This is a genomic window from Marinobacter persicus, assembly GCF_002934325.1.
GTDB lineage: Bacteria > Pseudomonadota > Gammaproteobacteria > Pseudomonadales > Oleiphilaceae > Marinobacter > Marinobacter persicus_A.
In genome coordinates this window covers 1-18,038 of the sequence record NZ_PTIV01000019.1, presented here as the reverse complement: position 1 = coordinate 18,038, position 18,038 = coordinate 1, and the positions used below count along the sequence as shown (strand labels likewise).

Genomic DNA, 18,038 nt, shown 5'->3' with positions numbered 1-18,038 from the left:
CCGGGTTAACGAAAGGAGAGTAAGGCGTGGGTAACTCGGTCAAGGTGGATTACAGCGCTCGCCATGAGAGCTTTGAACGATGGTTTCAGAGCTCGCTTGGCCGCGCCATGCTGGCCAGCCAGCGCCGCGTGCTGGATCAGGCCGTGGCACCATTGACCGGCGCCCGCCAACTGCAAGTCGGGTTAAGCCACCGGCTGCCGCTGGCCACCGGTTCGGATTTCGCCCAGAAAATCATCAGTTCACCGGCCTGGCACCCGCACATGCCTGATGGCGCCGTTGTCTGCCATTCAGATGAATTACCCTTTCCGTCCGATTCAATGGATCTGGTCATTTTGCATCACACGGCAGACTTTTCCCCAGACCCGCACGCCGTGTTGCGGGAATCCGCCCGGGTATTACGAGGGGAAGGGAAAATCGCCCTGATTGGTTTTAACCCGCTGAGCCTGTGGGGCATGCGCCGTGCTATATCGCGTCATCACGAAGGGCCTTGGGGCGGTCGTTTCATGCTGCGCTCGCGGATGGAAGACTGGCTCCGATTATTGAGTTTTCAGGTGGACGATTCCGCCACCCACTTTCTTACCTTGCCGCTGGAGAACGCCAGCCGGCACCGCCGTGCGCTGAAACGGCAACGGGATTGGCTGCCGATTGGCGCGTATTACTGTATTCTCGCCCGCAAACGGGAATACGCCCGCCTCAAACCCCGGTTGAACTGGCGTAAGGCGAAAGTAATCCCGGTGCCCGCCGGCAGCATCGGTGCAACAGGCAGTTGTGCCAGCCGGGGGCGATCAATAAAGCAGCAATCGGACAATCTGGAGAAAAAATGGCTGGCAAGGTAGTCATGTATACCGACGGAGCCTGTAAAGGCAATCCCGGGCCTGGAGGGTGGGGCGTCGTTCTACGATACGGGGATGCCTGCAAAACCCTGCATGGCGGTGAAGGGCAGACCACCAACAACCGTATGGAACTGATGGCCGCTATTCGTGGTCTCAGAGCTCTGACTCGCCCATGTGAAGTGGAGCTGTACACCGACTCCCAATACGTGCGCAAGGGCATCACCGAATGGCTGGCGGGCTGGAAACTCAAAGGCTGGAAAAACGCCGCGAAAAAGCCGGTCAAGAACGCCGATCTCTGGAAGGAACTGGATGCCGAAACCGCCCGACACCAGATCAACTGGCACTGGGTAAAAGGTCACTCCGGCAACCCGGACAACGAGCTGGCGGATGAATTGGCCAACCGTGGCGTGAGTGAGCTCGCTGCCTCCTAGTTAGAAGAAATGTGGAAGAACAGGTAATGCGACAGATAGTACTGGATACCGAAACCACCGGCATCGACCCTAACGAAGGGCACCGGATTATCGAAATCGGCTGTGTGGAAGTGGTTGAGCGGGCGCTGACCGGGCGTAACTACCACGTTTACATCAACCCCGAGCGGGAAGTGGAAGCCGAGGCCATTACCGTTCACGGTATCACCAACGAATTCCTTGCGGACAAACCCAAGTTTGCGGATATCGCGGATGAGTTCTTTGAATTCATCAAAGGTGCCGAGCTGGTCATTCATAACGCCGCGTTCGACGTGGGCTTTATGGACTCCGAGTTCGCCCGCCTCAAGCCGGTGCGCAAAACCGCTGATCACTGCGGCATTGTCGATTCCCTGGCCATCGCACGGGCCAAGCACCCGGGGCAGAAGAACAGCCTGGATGCCCTGTGTAAACGTTACGGCGTAGACAACAGCAACCGGGAACTGCACGGCGCACTGCTCGATGCCGAGATCCTGGCGGATGTCTATCTACTGCTCACCGGTGGCCAGACCGCGCTGTCACTGGATGCTGACAGTGGCGAGGGCGGGGCTGGCGCCGGCATTCGTCGGGCCAGCAGTGACCGGGCTCCCTTAACGGTAATCCACGCGAGCGAAGAGGAAAACTCCGCCCACGATGAGTTCATGGCGATGATGGCAAAACAGGCGGGGGAAACCGTCTGGGGCAAACTTGATAACGGGGAATGAGAACCAGATCAGACTCTTCCGCATTTCCCTCTGGAGTTTCTTGAGCTACTTCAGTTTTATGTTATAAATACTGGATAGCTAATCAGTTTTTCAAACTGGAAAGGTTCGACTCAAGTATTTTCCAGCGCAGGGAAGGCTCGAGCCCGACAAGGGTCATTAACAGGACGCGGTAGTTTCCGCAAAGTAACAGGAAGCGTTTATGGTTCAACCATCTCTGGCGACGAGGTCTCATTCGTTTGACTTGGTCAGAAATGAAATCGAGCAGACCATCAAGCAGGCCGAAACCAGTCTGGAACGCTTTCAGGAAAACCGCGAAAAGGCGGACGAACTCCAGAACTGCGTAGACTACCTCAACCAGCTGCGAGGCATCTTTATTCTCGTGGAGCTCATGGGCGCCAGCCGTCTGTGTCAGGAAGCCTCCAGCCTGTGTGACGACATGCCCGTGGGCGATCAGGCCGATGCGCGTCTGGCAGCACTCAGTGGTGCGCTGTTCACGCTTCGCCGTTACGTGGATTACTACCACCAGCAGCGTGAAGATCATCCCGAGCTCCTGTTGCCGGCCATCAACGAGTTGCGCGAAACCCGCAAAGAAGCGCCTTACCCGGAGTCCTGGTTTTTTAACCTGAGCCTGTCCGAGCATCCGGATTTCTGCACCGACTTGCCCATGTCCCCGCTGGGCGAGGATAACGATGCCCAGGATGTGATGGCCCGCCGTATGCGGTTGACCCTGCAGGTGGCGTTGCTGGGCATCCTCAAAGACCGCAATCCCGACGTCAGCAAAAAGCTTATGGCGCGCGCCGCCCGGGGTTTTGCCCGTCTGTGCCAGGGCACACCCCAGGGCCAGCTCTGGTGCCTGTTCACCATTGTAGCCAACACCATGATGGACCGGGCGATGGGCTTTACCAAGGCCCGCAAGCGCCTGCTGATGCAGTTGGAAAGAATGGCCCGGGACATCATCTACGTGGGCGACTCAGCCAAGCAGAGACCCGCGCCAGACTCTTTGCTGACCGAGCTGGTTTACCTCCTTTATCGATCCGGCTCAGCCAATCCCGAAGTCATCCGGATATTGACCGCCTACCAGCTGGCGCCCGCTGAGTTTCCCGACAACATGATGGAAGCTCACGCACGGCGCCTGTACGGACCTGGTTCGGACGTTCTGAAATCGCTGTCGGAGGCGCTAAGGGAAGAACTGAACAAGCTAAAAGATCGGCTGGATATCATCGAGCGGGGCCTGGAACCGGATCTGGCTGAGCAGACCGCCATTGCCGACGGGCTCGAAAGCATCGCAAACACCCTGATGATGCTGGACTTAAGCCGGCTGGCGGGACTGGCCCGGGATGAAGCTTCCCGATTGCGGCAGACCGAGTCCGAGGGCCGCATGCCCAATGAGGACGAACTCTATCGCCTGGCGGGGTCTGTGCTGGCCATTGAAGATGCCGCGATGCAGTTTGTGAACCGCGGTATCACCTCGGAAACCGACGCACTGGCATCGGCAAACAGCAAACAGGAAGCCTCCGTATACCTGCAGGAAGCCGTGTGGGTGGTGGCAGACGAAGCAAAAAGTGCGCTGACTCTGGCCAAGCGGGCGATTACTGCGTTCCTGGAATCGGATCACGACAAATTGCATCTGGCCAATCTTCCCGGAACCCTGCATAGCATCTGGGGTGGCCTGGAAATGATTGGTGATCCCCAGGCAGCAGCCGTGGTATCACGGATTGCTGCATCCATCCAGCAACAGTTGCTGGATGCCACCGAAGCGCCTACCGAACAAGTACTGGAAGCGCTGGCGGATGCACTGACCTCGCTGGAATATTACATCGAAAGCATCGGCCGGAATGAAGAGAAAAACCCGGACCTGCTGAAACTCGCCGAAAGCTCACTGGATGGCGTGGGACTGTAGCCGGGGTATTTCGAGTAAGCATAAAAAAACCTGCGCCGGAGCGCAGGTTTTTTTGTTTCATGGGGTGGGGATCAACCCATGTTGAACAGCTCGCCCAGCTTGGTGGCCAGCATCATGTCGCCTTCAGCGCGCAGCTGGCCGGCCATGAACGCCTGCATGCCGTCGGTCTCGCCGGAAACAATGCCCTTCAGGGTTTCGGAATTCATGATCAGCGTAACGGACGGATCTTCGTGCTCACCTTCCACCAGCTTGCAGGTGCCGTCATTGATGACCAGGTGATAAACCTTGTCGTCCTCGATATCAAACTGGAAAACCAGATCGAGACCCTTGGCTGCCTCGGCGTTGAAATTTTGTTCGAGTTTTTCAAATACCTGATCTACAGACATTGTTTTACCTTTATTGATATGAGTGTCAGAGCCTCGTTACAAATTTGACTTTATGGGCGGTGCCCGGCGGTGTCAAGGAAAATCAAACAAGTGTTTTAACTTTCTTTGGGCCCAGCTTTATTACCCGTTCCTTCACAAGGTACACTTTCCAGTTCGCAACAAATCCAGTGGAGAAAACATCTTGGAATTTCTGACTGAATACGGCCTGTTCCTGGCAAAAATAGCGACCTTCGTGGTGGCCGCCATTGTATTGGTATCCATCATCATCTCTCTGGCCCATAAGCAGACAGATGAGCACGGCGACGACGGTGAACTCAAAATCCGCAAGCTGAACGAACAGTACCGCAAACTCCGGGAATCCATCGAGAAACACCTGATGTCGCCACTGGAGCGCAAAGTCTGGCAGAAGCGGAAGAAAAAAGAGGAAAAAGCCGAAAAAAAGGCGGCAAAAAAAGAAACCGCCAAAGAAGAGGGCACCGAGAAAAAATCCCACATCTACGTGGTGGATTTTGATGGCGACATCAAAGCCAGCGACACCGACAACCTGCGCCGCTCCATTTCCGCCGTACTGAGCGTCGCCAACCCCGAAAGCGACGAAGTGGTGGTCCGCCTGGAAAGCGGCGGTGGCCTGGTACACGCCTACGGCCTGGCGGCCGCGCAACTCGACCGCATCCGCAGCAAAGGCATCCCGCTCACCGTGTGCGTCGACAAAGTCGCCGCCAGCGGCGGCTACATGATGGCCTGCGTGGCCGACCGCATCATCGCCTCACCGTTCGCCGTCCTCGGCTCCATCGGCGTGGTTGCCCAGTTGCCCAACTTCCACCGGGTACTCAAGAAGAACGACATCGATTTTGAAGTGCTCACCGCCGGCGAACACAAACGCACCATGACCATCTTCGGCGAAAACACCGAAGGCGGCCGCAAGAAGTTCCTTGAGGACCTGGAAGACACCCACACCCTGTTCAAGGATTACGTCAGCGAACGCCGCCCGGCGCTGGACATCAAAGCCGTGTCCAACGGCGATATCTGGTTCGGCAAACGCGCCCTGGAAGTGAACCTGATCGATGAAATCAAAACCTCGGATGAATACCTGATCGACGCCTGCGACCGGGGTGAGGTGGTTTCCGTGTCGTATCAGCGCAAGCGCAGCCTGCCGGAGAAGCTTGGCCTTGCGACCAGTGCAGCTGTTGAACACAGTGTTTGGAAGGTGCTGAGCGCGTTTCGGAACCAGAAGATGCAGTAACTGGGTGGGCCAGATTGCATATTGGATGTTTTGAAAGACTGGAGAACCAACTTGGATTGCAGAAGCCGCCGGTCTGGTATTGAAGCTATCGGCGGGCGAACGCTAAAGACTAATTAGAAGGGCGGGAGGTTACTTTCCAAAAATTTCGAAGGCCAAGGATGGCCTGAGAGAAGCGCACATGGGTGAGGCAAGCGGTTATGAAGCGAAGCTTCATGCGCAGCCGAACGACAGCAATCTATGATTGCTGGCCGGACCCGCTTGCGGGTGCTCGTAGCGGTTTTTGGAAAGTAACCTCCCGCCCTTCGTACCCCAAGGCTGAGGTACGAGAAGCAGGAGGCGTATTCCAATCCTTAGGAAGCCCGACGCCGGAACAACGGCAAATCGGTGTCCCCAGCCGCCTGATACGTCTGGCTGAAGAAATCCAGATACCGCGCCGCCTCGGAAGCATCCTTATCGGCCCGCAGTACAAACGTACTGAAGCCACAGCGCTTCATGAACTGAAGCTGATCCAGCAGCACATCACCGATGGCCCGCAGATCGCCCTCAAAGCCAAAACGCTCCCGCAGCAGCCGGGCAATACTGTAACCACGGCCATCCACAAAGCGCGGGAAGTTCACCGCAATCAGCGGCACCTCGTTCACCTTGCCTTCCAGGATCTCGGGCTCATCGTGGCTGTCGAACCACACGCCAATATCGTCACGGTTGGCAAAAGTGGCTTCGTTTTCCAGCCACAGATCCGCCGGCACCAGCGCAGGCTTGTCATCCGGCAGGGTCAGGGCTTCCCCTTCCTCGGGGCGGGGCACCACAACCCAGTCATCCTGGCGCAATGCGCCCTCAGCAGTAATTACCTCAGGCATAAACCCGCTCCTTGAATGGCTTGATACCAATCCGGCGATAGGTATCCAGGAAAGTCTCTTCGCTGGTACGTTGCTCAACGTACACGTTCACAATGTTCGAGATTACATCCGGCACTTCCTCGCGGGCGAAAGACGGCCCCAGGATCTTGCCGATCTGTGCATCGTGGTGGGACGAGCCGCCCAGACTGATCTGGTAGAACTCATCGCCTTTCTTGTCCACACCCAGCACACCGATGTTGCCCACGTGGTGGTGACCACAGGCGTTCATGCAGCCGGAAATGTTCAGGTCGATCTCGCCCAGGTCGTACAGGTAATCCATGTCGTCAAAGCGAAGCTGGATGGCCTCGGCCACGGGGATCGACTTGGCGTTTGCCAGGTTGCAGTAGTCACCGCCCGGGCAGCAGATAATATCGTTCAGCGTATGCAGGTTTGCGGTGGCGAAACCCATGGGTTTGATGGTCTGCCACAGCTCCAGCAGGCGATCCTGACGCACATCCGCCAACACCACGTTCTGGTGGTGGGTGACCCGCGCTTCGCCAAAGCTGAACTCGTCGGCCAGATCCGCGATCTGGTCCAACTGCTCGTCGCTCACGTCGCCCGGCGGAGTACCGGTTTGCTTGAGCGTCAGCGTGACGATGGCATAGCCCGGCTTCTTGTGGGTGTCCACGTTGTGGGCCAGCCACTGGTCAAACTCCCGGTTCTCGAAACGCTGGCTGGCCAGCAGATCGGTGGCATTTTCCAGTGCCTCGTACGCCGGCTCGGTGAAAAAGCCCTTGATGTGCTCAACCGCTTCCGGTGTCAGGCGAGTCGGGGAGTCCTTGATGTGAGCCCACTCGGCTTCCACCTTCTCGGCAAAGCCTTCCGGCGTCAGTGCCTTCACCAGAATCTTGATGCGTGCCTTGAACTTGTTGTCCCGGCGGCCGTAGCGGTTATACACCCGCAGTACGGCTTCCAGGTAAGTCAGCAGGTCCAGTTCCGGCAGGAAGTTCCGGATCACCGGGCCAACCATGGGCGTACGGCCCAGGCCACCGCCAACGTGTACGCGGAAGCCCAACTCGCCGGCCTCGTTGCGCACCATCTGCAAGCCGATGTCGTGCACCTGGATGGCGGCCCTGTCGGTCTTCTCGGAAGCGTTCACCGCCACCTTGAACTTGCGGGGCAGGAACGCGAATTCCGGATGGAAAGTGGACCACTGGCGAATCAGCTCGCAGTAGGGACGCGGGTCCGCGATTTCGTCGGACTGCACGCCGGCGAACTGGTCCGTGGTGGTGTTACGGATGCAGTTACCACTGGTCTGGTTGGCGTGCATTTCCACTTCCGCCAACTCTTCCAGAATGTCCGGTACCTGCTCCAGCTCCGGCCAGTTCAGCTGCAGGTTCTGCCGTGTGGTGAAATGGGCAAAACGCTTGTCGTAGTCCCGGGTTACGCGGGCCAGCCGGCGCAGCTGCTTGGAGCGCAACATGCCGTAAGGAACACAAATCCGCAGCATGGGTGCGTGGCGCTGCACGTAAAGCCCGTTTTGCAGGCGCAACGGCAGATACTCTTCTTCTGCGAGTTCGCCGGCCAGCCGACGGCGAGTCTGATCCCGGAATTGGGCAACCCGCTCGGCGGCCATTTTTCGATCGTGTTCGTCGTATACGTACATGGAGTCAATATCCTGCCTGTTATTACTGAATCGCAGGATACCACTCAGTTTTTATTCTCAAAATGATTATTTCAACATATGGTTATCGACTCAGACGATAAGTGAGTTGGGCGAGGATTGGACGGAAAGGCATTTACTGGCTTAACTGAAGAGCAGAAGAACAAAACCGGGAGGAGAGCCAAATGAAAAAGGGCATCCGTTCTGACAGCACGGCCGACGCCATTGCTGCCGTACTACTGATTACGCTGGCGGTGTCGTTTGCGGTGCTTTGGGTATCCGGCCAGTAAACGCTACTGGCTGGCGAGTACCAGTTTCACAATAATAATCAGCGAAACCACAAAGATGGCGGTAAACAGCAACCCGGCTACGATGTAGGGCACCGGGCTGTGGCTGGAAAAGTCTTCCTGCCGGCGTTTGTCAGACTGCACGCCAAAGGCACCGGCAAGAATGCTCTGCATGATTTTGCCCACCCCGGGTTTGCGGGGCGGGTTCTGGTTCTGAGCTTCCTGGTTGTTTTCGTTGTTCTCAGGTCTGCCCATTAAACCCCCTCAAGTTTACTCCGCCGGATCGTAGGCCAGACTTGGCATCAACCAGCGCTCGGCTTCGGCCTTCGACATGCCTTTGCGTTCAGCATAGTCCTCAACCTGGTCCACGCCAATCTTGCCCACGGCGAAATACTTGGATTCCGGATGGGCGAAGTACCAGCCGGACACCGCCGCCGTCGGGAACATGGCGAAGTGCTCGGTCAGTTGCAGGCCGGTGTTCTCGGTGGCTTCCAGCAGCTCGAACAGCGTGCCCTTCTCGGTGTGGTCCGGGCAGGCCGGGTAGCCCGGTGCCGGGCGAATACCGCGATACCGTTCCTTGATCAGGTCTTCGTTGGCCAATTGTTCGTCGGTGGCGTAGCCCCAGAATTCCTTGCGCACCCGCTCGTGCATGCATTCGGCAAAGGCTTCCGCCAAGCGGTCAGCGAGCGCCTGCACCATGATTGCGCTGTAGTCGTCGTGGGCGTCCTTGAACTCCTGAGTGAACTCGTCCACGCCAATGCCTGTGGTCACGGCAAAGCCGCCCACATAGTCCACTTTGCCGGAGCCTTCCGGCGCAACAAAATCCGACAGCGCCATCATGGGCTTGTTCGGTGCCTTTTCATCCTGCTGGCGCAGGTGGTGCAGGGTGGTCAGCTCTTCGGTGCGGGATTCATCGGTGTAGACCACGATGTCATCGCCACGACGGTTCGCCGGCCAGAAACCGATCACGCCCCTGGCGGTGATGCGCTTCTCTTCAATCATTCGGGCCAGAAGTTTCTGGGCATCGTCGAACAGGGTTCGGGCGGCTTCGCCACGCTTGGGATCATCGAAAATGGCCGGGTACTTGCCGGCAATGTCCCAGGAAATGAAGAACGGCGTCCAGTCGATGTAATTCAGTACTTCCTTGAGGTCATAGTCCTCGAACACCCGCACGCCGGTGAAAGCCGGCTTGGGTGGCTGGTAGTCTTCGAAATCGATCTCCGGTGCCCGGTTGCGGGCTTCTTTCAGGGAGACCAGCTTGGTGCGGTCTCCCCGGTTCTTGCGACGTTCACGGATTTCGTCGTATTCCTTCTGGGCCGCCTCCACAAAGGCCGGCTTGGCGGTTTTGCTGAGCAGCTGGGAGGCCACGTTCACGCAGCGCGAGGCGTCGGATACGTACAACGCGATGTCGTTCTTGTACTGCGGCTCGATCTTCACCGCCGTGTGGGCCTTGGAGGTGGTGGCGCCACCAATCATCAGTGGGATGTTGAAATCCAGGCGCTGCATTTCACGGGCCACATGCACCATCTCATCCAGCGACGGGGTGATCAGGCCACTCAGGCCGATGAGATCAACGTTTTCTTCCTTCGCCTTTTCCAGAATCTTGTCGCAGGGCACCATCACGCCCATGTCGATCACTTCGTAGTTGTTGCACTGCAGCACCACGCCCACGATGTTCTTGCCGATGTCGTGCACATCGCCCTTGACCGTGGCCATCAGGATCTTGCCCTTGGCCTGCTGGCCTTCGGACTTCTCCGCCTCGATATAGGGAATCAGGTGGGCCACGGCCTGCTTCATCACCCGGGCGCTTTTCACCACCTGGGGCAGGAACATCTTACCGTCGCCGAACAGGTCGCCGACCACGTTCATGCCGGCCATCAGCGGACCTTCGATCACCTCGATGGGGTGCTCGGCGTTCTGCCGGCAGGCTTCGGTGTCGTCAATGATGTAGCTGGTAATGCCTTTAACCAGCGCGTGCTCCAGGCGTTTTTCCACCGGCCATTCGCGCCACGCGAGGTCTTCTTCTTTGGCCTGGCCGCCTTTGCCCTTGAACTTTTCGGCCGCCTCCAGCAGGCGGTCGGTGGAATCGTCGCGGCGGTTGAGTACCACGTCTTCCACCAGTTCTTTCAGGTCTGGCTCGATTTCATCGTAAATCACCAGCTGGCCGGGGTTCACGATGCCCATGTTCATGCCGGCCTTGATGGCGTGGTACAGGAACACCGAGTGGATGGCTTCGCGCACCGCGTCGTTGCCCCGGAAGGAGAAGGACACGTTGCTCACGCCGCCGGAAATGGACGCGTGAGGGCAGTGCTCACGAATCCAGCGCGTGGCGTTGATGAAGTCCACCGCGTAGTTGTTGTGCTCCTCGATGCCGGTGGCAATGGCAAAGATGTTCGGGTCGAAAATGATGTCGGCCGGGTTGAAGCCGATGCCCACCAGCACATCGTAGGAGCGCTTACAGATTTCGGTCTTGCGCTCGAAGGTGTCGGCCTGGCCGTCTTCGTCAAAGGCCATGACTACCACGGCGGCACCGTAGCGCATGCAGTCTTTCGCCCGCTTGATGAACTCTTCCTCGCCTTCTTTCAGGCTGATGGAGTTCACCACCGCCTTGCCCTGGATGCAGCGCAGGCCTGCTTCGATCACGTCCCACTTGGACGAGTCGATCATGATCGGCACGCGGGAGATGTCCGGCTCCGAGGCCACCAGGTTCAGGAAGGTGACCATCACGTCTTTCGACTCCAACATGCCTTCGTCCATGTTGATGTCGATGATCTGGGCGCCGTTCTCCACCTGGTCCCGGGCCACACTCAGGGCCTCTTCGTACTGCTCCTCCTTGATCAGGCGCAGGAAGCGCTTGGAACCGGTTACGTTGGTACGCTCGCCCACGTTGATGAACAAGGTGTTCTCGTCCCCGGTGAAGGGTTCCAGGCCAGACAGGCGCAGAGCCTTCGGGCGCTCGGGAATCTGGCGCGGCGGGTACTTGGCAACCGCTTTGGCCACCGCCTCAATGTGATCGGGGCGGGAGCCACAGCAGCCACCGATAATGTTCAAAAAACCATCGCGGGCGAAGCCCTCGATGATCTCGGCCATTTCTTCCGGGGTTTGGTCGTATTCGCCAAACTCGTTGGGCAGACCGGCGTTCGGGTGGGCGGAGACGTAGGTTTCCGCCTTGTTGGACAGTTCTTCCACGTAGGGGCGCAGTGCGTCCGCACCCAGGGCACAGTTCAGGCCAATGGAAATGGGCTTGGCGTGGGCCACGGAATTGTAGAAAGCTTCGGTGGTCTGGCCCGACAGGGTGCGGCCGGAGGCATCGGTAATGGTGCCGGAGATCATGATCGGCAGTTCAATGCCGCTGTCTTCGAAGAACTGCTGGGTGGCGTAGATGGCCGCCTTGGCGTTCAGGGTGTCGAAAATGGTTTCCAGCAGGATCAGATCCACGCCGCCTTCAACCAGGCCGGACACCGCTTCGTAGTAGTTATCCACCAGGGTCTGGAAATCCACGTTGCGGTAACCGGGGTTGTTTACATCCGGTGAAATGGATGCGGTGCGGGAAGTCGGGCCCACGGCACCGGCCACGAAGCGGGGCTTGTCCGGGTTCTTTGCGGTAAACTCGTCGGCGATTTCGCGAGCGAGTTTGGCCGAGGCCACGTTCAGCTCCCGGGCAATCTCTTCCAGGCCGTAATCCGCCTGGGACAGCTGCGTGGAGTTGAAGGTGTTGGTTTCGATGATGTCCGCGCCCGCATCCAGATAGTCGGCGTGGATGTTCTTCAGCAGGGCCGGCTGGGTGAGGTTCAGCAGGTCGTTATTGCCCTGGACTTCCCGGTCGTAGTCCTGGAACCGATCGCCCCGGAACGCGCTTTCCTCCAGTTTCAGGTTCTGGATCATCGTGCCCATGCCCCCATCAAGAATGACAATGCGTTCCTTGAGAGCTTGCTTGAGCTGTTCCAGACGGGTGTTGCGATCGGTCATAGAATTCTTCCGGATATCGTGTGTAACGGCTTTTTAACGTTAATGGCGCGGAATCATAGCAAAAAAGCGGGAAATACGTGCAATTGATTATCCCATTAAAGCCCGACTATTTTACTTGGTCTTTTAAGTTACTGCGAACTCTCTTAAAATGAGGGTAAATTCGATAACAGGTAGGAAGCATGGCTTTGGTAACCGTTACAGATTCAGCAAGAGACTACCTTGCTCAACTTATTGAAAAGCAGGATGTTGAAGGCATGGGCGTGCGTGTTTTCGTCACCCAGCCCGGCACCCGCAATGCGGAAACCTGTCTGGCGTACTGCCCGCCGAACGAGATCGTCCCGACCGACGAGCAGGTGGATCTGGAGAAGTTCACGCTTTACCTGGACCACAACTCGGTACCCTTCCTGGAAGACGCGTACGTGGATTATTCCAAGGACCAGATGGGCGGCCAGCTGACCATCAAGGCCCCCAACGCCAAGGTACCGCAGGTCGCCGACGACGCGCCCCTGCCGGACCGAGTGAACTACGTGCTGGCCACCGAGATCAACCCGAACCTGGCCGCCCACGGTGGCGATGTTCAGCTGGTGGACATCGTGGATGAGTCCGTGGCTGTGCTGCGCTTCGGCGGTGGCTGCCAGGGTTGCTCCGCTGTGAGCCTGACCCTGAAGCAGGGCGTTGAGAAAACACTGAAGGAAGTGGTGCCGGAAATCACCGAAGTGCGGGACGTGACCGACCACTCCTACACCGAGAACGCCTACTACCAGTAAGATTGTTCAGCACTGGTACGCAAAAGCCCGCAGAGAGTTTGTCGCTCCTGCGGGCTTTTTTGTGGTTCGGTAGGGCTGGCCGGTTTACAAACAGTTGGTGGGCCGTGGCATCCCGGCAATGCGGCAGGCGGTTTTCGCCGGCGTGCCCGGGAACAGCTGCATCAGGTAGATGCTGTTGCCTTTCTCCTCTCCGAAATGCTCCTTGACCGCCTTCACGAACAGTCGGTTTGATGGCGGCGACATCTCGTGTTCCCTGTAAAAATCCCGCAGGAAGTCGATGATTTCCCAGTGATTATCGGTCAGTTCGATGTCGGATTCACCGGCAATCACCCGGGCCACCTCCGGCGTCCAGGCGCTGGCGTCTTCCAGAAAACCTTCGTTGTTGCGTTGTGGCATAGCTGAATCGGTCATGGGTCACCAACTGATAATGCGTGGGTGTTGTTCGGTCAAACGGACCAGCTCGGCGTAGTCGATGGACTGGGCAGCAAAGGCTTCTTCCAGACCGCGGGCCGAGAGATCAGCTGAGACAGCCAGAGTACCTTCGGGGAGCTCGTTCCGCCGGGCCGGCAGCGCCAGTACGGCGTTTTCCGAAAGCACCAGCACATCGCCCGGCGATAGTGCGCCCAGGCAGGCTGCAAACCGGGAGTGCTCCGGGGCCTTGTTCAAAATGTGCAGAGTTGGAGTCTGTACGGGTGTGCTGGTCATATTCATTCCTCAGCCTGCGAAAGCCACCTGTTCGTACCCGGCCATGGCCGCTTTTGTGTCGTCGACGGTTACCACGCCGGCGAGCGTATTGGCGTCTGTCAGCCCATAGCGCTGGCAGTCGCTGGCGCTGGCCATGATGGTCTCCACGCCAAAGATGGGCGCGGCCGACAGGTTCTTCTCCAGGGACTTCTGGCCAATGCCTTCGGGTGCCTGTTGTTGGCGTAGCCAGTTTACGCCGGCGCCGATAAAGAGCAGGGCAGCGGGCTGGTCAAACGCGGCCAGGGACAGCGTCATGTCCAGCGCTTCACGGCCGGCCCAGGAGCCGTAGGGGGCCTGATCCACCACAATCAGAGTGCTCATACTCAAATGCTCCCGTGAAAGTAGAGGACGCGGTCAGACTTCATGGTGCCTTCGACCCATTCACCCAGTCCGGCAATTTCAAACGGCGCACGCAGGTTGCTGGCCGGCAGCTCGTAACGGGCCTGCTCCGCGTCATTCACCAAACCACGGCGCAGTGCCGAGGCCACGCAGGCAACGGCCGGAATGGAATGTTCGGCCAGAAATTCCGACCATTCCCGGGGCCAGTTGCGCTCATCCGAGGGTGGGGTGCTCAACGCGGACGCCAGGTGAATGCCTTCACCGTAAAGAAAGACCCGGTCGATCCGGTGATTGGCCTGTATCAGTTCACGGGCAACGGCCAGCGCGCTCTGGGGCGCCTGGGAGGCCCAGGGGGCTCCGGTAATCACCAGTGTGTAGGAAAGGGTGGTCGACATGAGTTCGGTTCGTGTCCGGTGGGGTGTCGGTTATGGAGTCTACCTAAAGCAGAAACCCCGGCAAAGGCCGGGGTTTCGTGGGTCAGGGTTGTAAGGCCCTGATTAATCCTCGCCGCTGAATGCAGCCAGCAGGTGCAGCAGGCTCACGAACAGGTTGTAGATGGACACATACAGGCCCACCGTGGCAATGATGTAGTTACGCTCGCCGCCCTTGATGATCTGGCTGGTTTCAAACAGGATCATGATTGAGGCGAAGATGGTGAAGCCGGCAGACACCGCCAGGTGCAGTGCGGAGCTTTCCATAATGAACGCCAGCACCATGGCACCAATCAGTACGAATGCGCCAGCGGTCAGGAAGCTGGACATAAAGCTGAAGTCTTTCTTGGTGATGATGGCAGTGGCAGACAGACCCACAAAGGCCACGGCGGTCAGTGTGAGCGCCTGGGCGACAATCTGGGACGCGCCAGCAGCCACGAAGGCACCGATGATTGGGCCCAGGGTGTAACCCATGAAGCCGGTGAGGGCGAAGGTGGTTACGATGCCCCATACGCTGTTCTTCAGCTTATAGGTGGCAAACAGCAGGCCAAGGTAGCCCACGATGGTAATAATGAAACCGGGATGGCTTCCGTTCATGTTCAGGAACGCCGTCAAAGCAGAGAATGCGAGCGTCATGCCCAGCAGCAGGTAAGTGCTGCGCAGGACCTTCATCGCGTCATCGCTGATGCCGGCGCGCGCCGTTTCACCGGCTGACGAATACGTCGCCTGGTTGTTCTGAACGCCGAAACGTTTGTCTTCCATTATTCTCTCCGCTTAATGAAACTGAGTGCTGTTACTAATCATAATGTCGAACGCGTGACTTTCAATCATTTACGACAGAAAATCCAGCAATGGATTCCATTACAACGGTTTAATTTTTCGCGCCGGACACCACCGGGCGCTGGAATTTCGCCAGTTTTTCCGCCGAGGCGTTGACAGCGAGAGCAGATCCGGTATCATTCTCCCCGCTGTCGCAATGACGGCCGGAGACAAGCAGTTGTTTCCAATGAAAAAAGTAAGACGGTGGGCTGGCAGAGTGGCTGAATGCAGCGGTCTTGAAAACCGCCGACGGTTAGTAGCCGTCCCGGGGTTCGAATCCCTGGCCCACCGCCATTTTTCTTTCTTCTTCTATTCCCCCTGAATTTCTCTCGTTACACGCCGGCGCACTCAAGCTGGTTTGCTTCGCGTTGCCAGTTTGGTTTCTGCCTGTTGATCCCTTTATCTTACTACCGCTTTCCTTGACTAGACCTCCCTTCGGCTTCCGCATACTGCCCCAAAACCTTTTTGGCACAGATCAAATCCGGACGGAGTTATACGAACGGATACGCAAAACGCCAACGAAAAACCGATAACCTTCTGATAAGGTTGGAAACAGGAAAGGAGTCGGGCGGAGTTATACGCCCAAGAACGTGAGCAGGGGTGGCTCAAAAACAGGGCGCATAACTCCTGCGGTAGCCGTGGTGGATTGGTGTTATGTGCCTGTTTCCGTTCAGGGATGCCCTTCTGATTCTCCTCGGAAAATTCTGGAATTATGCGAACTTGGGATATACGAACGGGTTCGTATAATTAGCTGTTATGTGGTAATGCAATGAGCAGACTTCTAGCTTGGGAAACACCTTTCATGTCGCATCTCTTCCCGAGCGTCTGGGTATCAATGGAGGCGCACCTTGGGAAAATGTCTGTTTTTGTAGAGGATGAAAAACGTTGGCGCGTCTGGTTTGAGAGCGTAGTGGCACTCAAGATTTGTGATGAGAGTTTTGATCGGAACGCGCGGTTTCACGTTGAGCGTGATCGGCAACGGTTGTGCTCATACATTTGGGAAGACTCTTCATGGCGCCAAGAGTTCCAGACAGAACTAGCAGAGATGCTGGAGGAAAAAAGCCTTTGTCATTACGTGCTTCTTGGCGGAGATCACAATGTTGAGGTACTGGCTCTTGGTGCGGTGCAAATTGAGCCAGCCACATAACCAAGCCAGGCACGGCGACGCCTACTACATTGCGGCTCCGCCTCCATTTCGTAGCCGCGCATGCTGGCGGCGTTAGCCAAGAAGAGATATATGCCTCATACAAAAAAGAAAACCGAAGCTCGCAAGACAGGGCCAGAAAGATGGGATTGGGAACAAATCGAGAAGAAAGCTGCCGCTATCCAACACATCGTTCTGGTAGTGGCGGCAATCTGTGGCGGACTCTGGGCAGTAAATCAGTTCGTAGCTGATGGAAAAAATGTTTCAGGCCCAGGTATTGTGGTTTCGGCAAAACAGCAGCCGACGAGTGCTTTACCGTATCTCATCAATGTGAATGTTCAAATCACAGGGGCTAACCGCCGTGGTTACTACTATGATTTCAGTAAAGCATTTCTCTCCATCATAAAGATCTCCTACGAGACAAATGGAACAGAGCCTGAGCTTGCTGCAGTCGCCAGATTGACACCTGAGACCTTACTGATCACAGAGGATGGTCGGATTGGTGGCACTGTAACTAATAAGGGGCATATTGCTTCGTATCGAAAAGGCGGTTTTAAATTTCTCGTTCCGGTTAGAGAGCCGGGAACATACTTGGCTACCTTTGCAATGCCGTCCTCCGGTGTTTTGAATGCCAGCAGTGGAAATGCCCCTGAGATAGATACTTCAGATCCAAGTGTACTTGGAGGTTTCGCCGGTGAATTGGAAAGTGTTTACATAAGTGTCACGGCTCCGGAATCGCCGGGCATAGCGGCTAACAAGTGAATTAAGCCGACCAATTTTCCGCTGCCGCTCCAAATTGGCGGCTTATTCATGGCGTTATGCTCAAAAGGAAATCACATGCCTTATCGAATGAATCCCCAACAATATGAGTCTGTATTAGCGCTTAGCAGTGCTGATCGAAGCACTCATTTTGTCGGTAAGGTTGCTGATTGGCAGCAGCTATGGGGTGTGAAAAACGAAGATGGTTGGCTGGTTCCAATTACCCCTGATGAATTGGAATATTTCCCTGTTTGGCCGCATCCGGAATATGCTCAGAAAATCGTAGATGAGCATTTTCCTGGTCATCATGCGGTTGAAATCACGCTAGATGAATTCCTGTCTCATTGGCTTCCAACTTTCGAGAGCGACGGCGTAAAGGTGGCAGTGTTTCCAAACAAAGAGTGGGTTTTTTGGGTAATGGAGCCCAAGGATTTGGAGCAATGCCTTAGGGATGAGCCCACTTTGTATGAGTAAAGCATAACCAGTCATTCAAGTACGTTCCGGCCCTGACGGGCCTCCACCGGACCGCCTTGCCTACGCGGTGCTCCGGCAAGTCGGCCGCTTAATATTGGCGTTATGCACAGGGAGAGATAGGTGCCATTGTTTGAAACAGAGAGGTTGATTGCAAGGAAGCTGTCCCATCAAGACGTTCCGGTGCTCACCGCAATGCTCAGTGATCCAGAAGTCATGAAGTTCTCCGTCCGTGGAGTTTGTGACGAAGAAGCTACCCGAAAATTCGTTGATTGGTGC

At 56.8% G+C, this 18,038-nt stretch carries 19 protein-coding genes and 1 tRNA gene; 10 read left to right on the top strand and 10 right to left on the bottom strand.

Annotated elements, in window-relative coordinates:
* The first annotated feature begins 26 nt into the window (after positions 1-26).
* From BY454_RS10755 to BY454_RS10740, 4 genes are all read left to right on the top strand, one after another.
* Entirely contained in the window at positions 27-836 is an 810-nt protein-coding gene (locus tag BY454_RS10755; protein ID WP_258075628.1) for a class I SAM-dependent methyltransferase, read from the top strand.
* Positions 821-1,264 (top strand): ribonuclease HI, encoded by a 444-nt coding sequence (rnhA, locus tag BY454_RS10750; RefSeq protein ID WP_104416472.1) that lies wholly within the window; start codon positions 821-823, stop codon positions 1,262-1,264. The genes BY454_RS10755 and rnhA overlap by 16 nt, the downstream gene beginning before the upstream one ends.
* 26 nt (positions 1,265-1,290) lie before the next feature.
* On the top strand, positions 1,291-2,001 hold the full coding sequence (gene dnaQ / locus BY454_RS10745) for a DNA polymerase III subunit epsilon (RefSeq protein WP_104416471.1): 711 nt from the start codon (positions 1,291-1,293) through the stop codon (positions 1,999-2,001).
* A gap of 199 nt (positions 2,002-2,200) precedes the next feature.
* Positions 2,201-3,901, top strand: a complete 1,701-nt coding sequence (locus BY454_RS10740) for a chemotaxis protein (protein WP_104416470.1) — start codon at positions 2,201-2,203, stop codon at positions 3,899-3,901.
* Positions 3,902-3,972: 71 nt separating this feature from the next.
* Here the strand turns inward: BY454_RS10740 and BY454_RS10735 are convergent, their stop codons facing one another.
* Positions 3,973-4,287 carry an SCP2 sterol-binding domain-containing protein gene (locus tag BY454_RS10735; RefSeq protein ID WP_104416469.1) on the bottom strand — a complete coding sequence of 105 codons (315 nt, stop codon included), beginning with the start codon at positions 4,285-4,287 and terminating at the stop codon, positions 3,973-3,975.
* A 181-nt stretch (positions 4,288-4,468) separates the two neighbouring features.
* On the opposite strand from BY454_RS10735, the gene sohB reads away from it, so the two are divergent.
* Positions 4,469-5,530 carry a protease SohB gene (sohB, locus tag BY454_RS10730; protein WP_104416468.1) on the top strand — a complete coding sequence of 354 codons (1,062 nt, stop codon included), beginning with the start codon at positions 4,469-4,471 and terminating at the stop codon, positions 5,528-5,530.
* A gap of 350 nt (positions 5,531-5,880) precedes the next feature.
* On the opposite strand, the gene BY454_RS10725 is transcribed toward sohB, so the two are convergent.
* The 4 genes from BY454_RS10725 to metH all read right to left on the bottom strand — a co-directional run bounded on the left by BY454_RS10725 (position 5,881) and on the right by metH (position 12,285).
* Complete coding sequence (locus BY454_RS10725; protein WP_104416467.1) at positions 5,881-6,387, bottom strand: DUF934 domain-containing protein; 507 nt, start codon at positions 6,385-6,387, stop codon at positions 5,881-5,883.
* A complete protein-coding gene (locus tag BY454_RS10720; protein ID WP_104416466.1) occupies positions 6,380-8,032 on the bottom strand; it encodes a nitrite/sulfite reductase in 1,653 nt (550 codons plus the stop codon). Before BY454_RS10720 ends, BY454_RS10725 begins: the two co-directional genes overlap by 8 nt.
* A gap of 290 nt (positions 8,033-8,322) precedes the next feature.
* Positions 8,323-8,571, bottom strand: a complete 249-nt coding sequence (locus BY454_RS10715; protein WP_104416465.1) for a DUF2970 domain-containing protein — start codon at positions 8,569-8,571, stop codon at positions 8,323-8,325.
* A gap of 15 nt (positions 8,572-8,586) precedes the next feature.
* Positions 8,587-12,285 (bottom strand): methionine synthase, encoded by a 3,699-nt coding sequence (gene metH, locus BY454_RS10710; protein ID WP_104416464.1) that lies wholly within the window; start codon positions 12,283-12,285, stop codon positions 8,587-8,589.
* 179 nt (positions 12,286-12,464) lie between these two features.
* Between metH and nfuA the strand changes: the two genes are divergently transcribed.
* Complete coding sequence (gene nfuA, locus BY454_RS10705; RefSeq protein ID WP_104416463.1) at positions 12,465-13,052, top strand: Fe-S biogenesis protein NfuA; 588 nt, start codon at positions 12,465-12,467, stop codon at positions 13,050-13,052.
* 84 nt (positions 13,053-13,136) lie between these two features.
* Here the strand turns inward: nfuA and BY454_RS10700 are convergent, their stop codons facing one another.
* From BY454_RS10700 to BY454_RS10680, 5 genes are all read right to left on the bottom strand, one after another.
* The gene (locus BY454_RS10700) at positions 13,137-13,463 is read right to left on the bottom strand and encodes a TusE/DsrC/DsvC family sulfur relay protein (RefSeq protein ID WP_104416462.1); all 327 of its coding nucleotides are present in this window, start codon (positions 13,461-13,463) and stop codon (positions 13,137-13,139) included.
* Between the two features lie 3 nt (positions 13,464-13,466).
* Complete coding sequence (gene tusB / locus BY454_RS10695; RefSeq protein WP_104416461.1) at positions 13,467-13,757, bottom strand: sulfurtransferase complex subunit TusB; 291 nt, start codon at positions 13,755-13,757, stop codon at positions 13,467-13,469.
* Positions 13,758-13,766: 9 nt separating this feature from the next.
* Positions 13,767-14,117: a DsrE family protein gene (locus BY454_RS10690; RefSeq protein WP_104416460.1), complete on the bottom strand. Its 351-nt coding sequence runs from the start codon at positions 14,115-14,117 to the stop codon at positions 13,767-13,769.
* A 2-nt stretch (positions 14,118-14,119) separates the two neighbouring features.
* A complete protein-coding gene (gene tusD / locus BY454_RS10685) occupies positions 14,120-14,530 on the bottom strand; it encodes a sulfurtransferase complex subunit TusD (protein WP_104416459.1) in 411 nt (136 codons plus the stop codon).
* 102 nt (positions 14,531-14,632) lie between these two features.
* Positions 14,633-15,328 (bottom strand): Bax inhibitor-1/YccA family protein, encoded by a 696-nt coding sequence (locus BY454_RS10680; RefSeq protein ID WP_104416458.1) that lies wholly within the window; start codon positions 15,326-15,328, stop codon positions 14,633-14,635.
* Between the two features lie 260 nt (positions 15,329-15,588).
* Here BY454_RS10680 and BY454_RS10675 point away from each other — a divergent pair.
* From BY454_RS10675 to BY454_RS10660, 4 genes are all read left to right on the top strand, one after another.
* Positions 15,589-15,679, top strand: a tRNA-Ser gene (locus tag BY454_RS10675).
* 508 nt (positions 15,680-16,187) lie between these two features.
* Complete coding sequence (locus BY454_RS10670; RefSeq protein WP_104416457.1) at positions 16,188-16,532, top strand: hypothetical protein; 345 nt, start codon at positions 16,188-16,190, stop codon at positions 16,530-16,532.
* Between the two features lie 60 nt (positions 16,533-16,592).
* On the top strand, positions 16,593-17,291 hold the full coding sequence (locus tag BY454_RS10665) for a hypothetical protein (RefSeq protein ID WP_219821024.1): 699 nt from the start codon (positions 16,593-16,595) through the stop codon (positions 17,289-17,291).
* Between the two features lie 75 nt (positions 17,292-17,366).
* Positions 17,367-17,762 carry a DUF2750 domain-containing protein gene (locus BY454_RS10660; RefSeq protein ID WP_181049686.1) on the top strand — a complete coding sequence of 132 codons (396 nt, stop codon included), beginning with the start codon at positions 17,367-17,369 and terminating at the stop codon, positions 17,760-17,762.
* Positions 17,763-18,038: the final 276 nt, after the last annotated feature.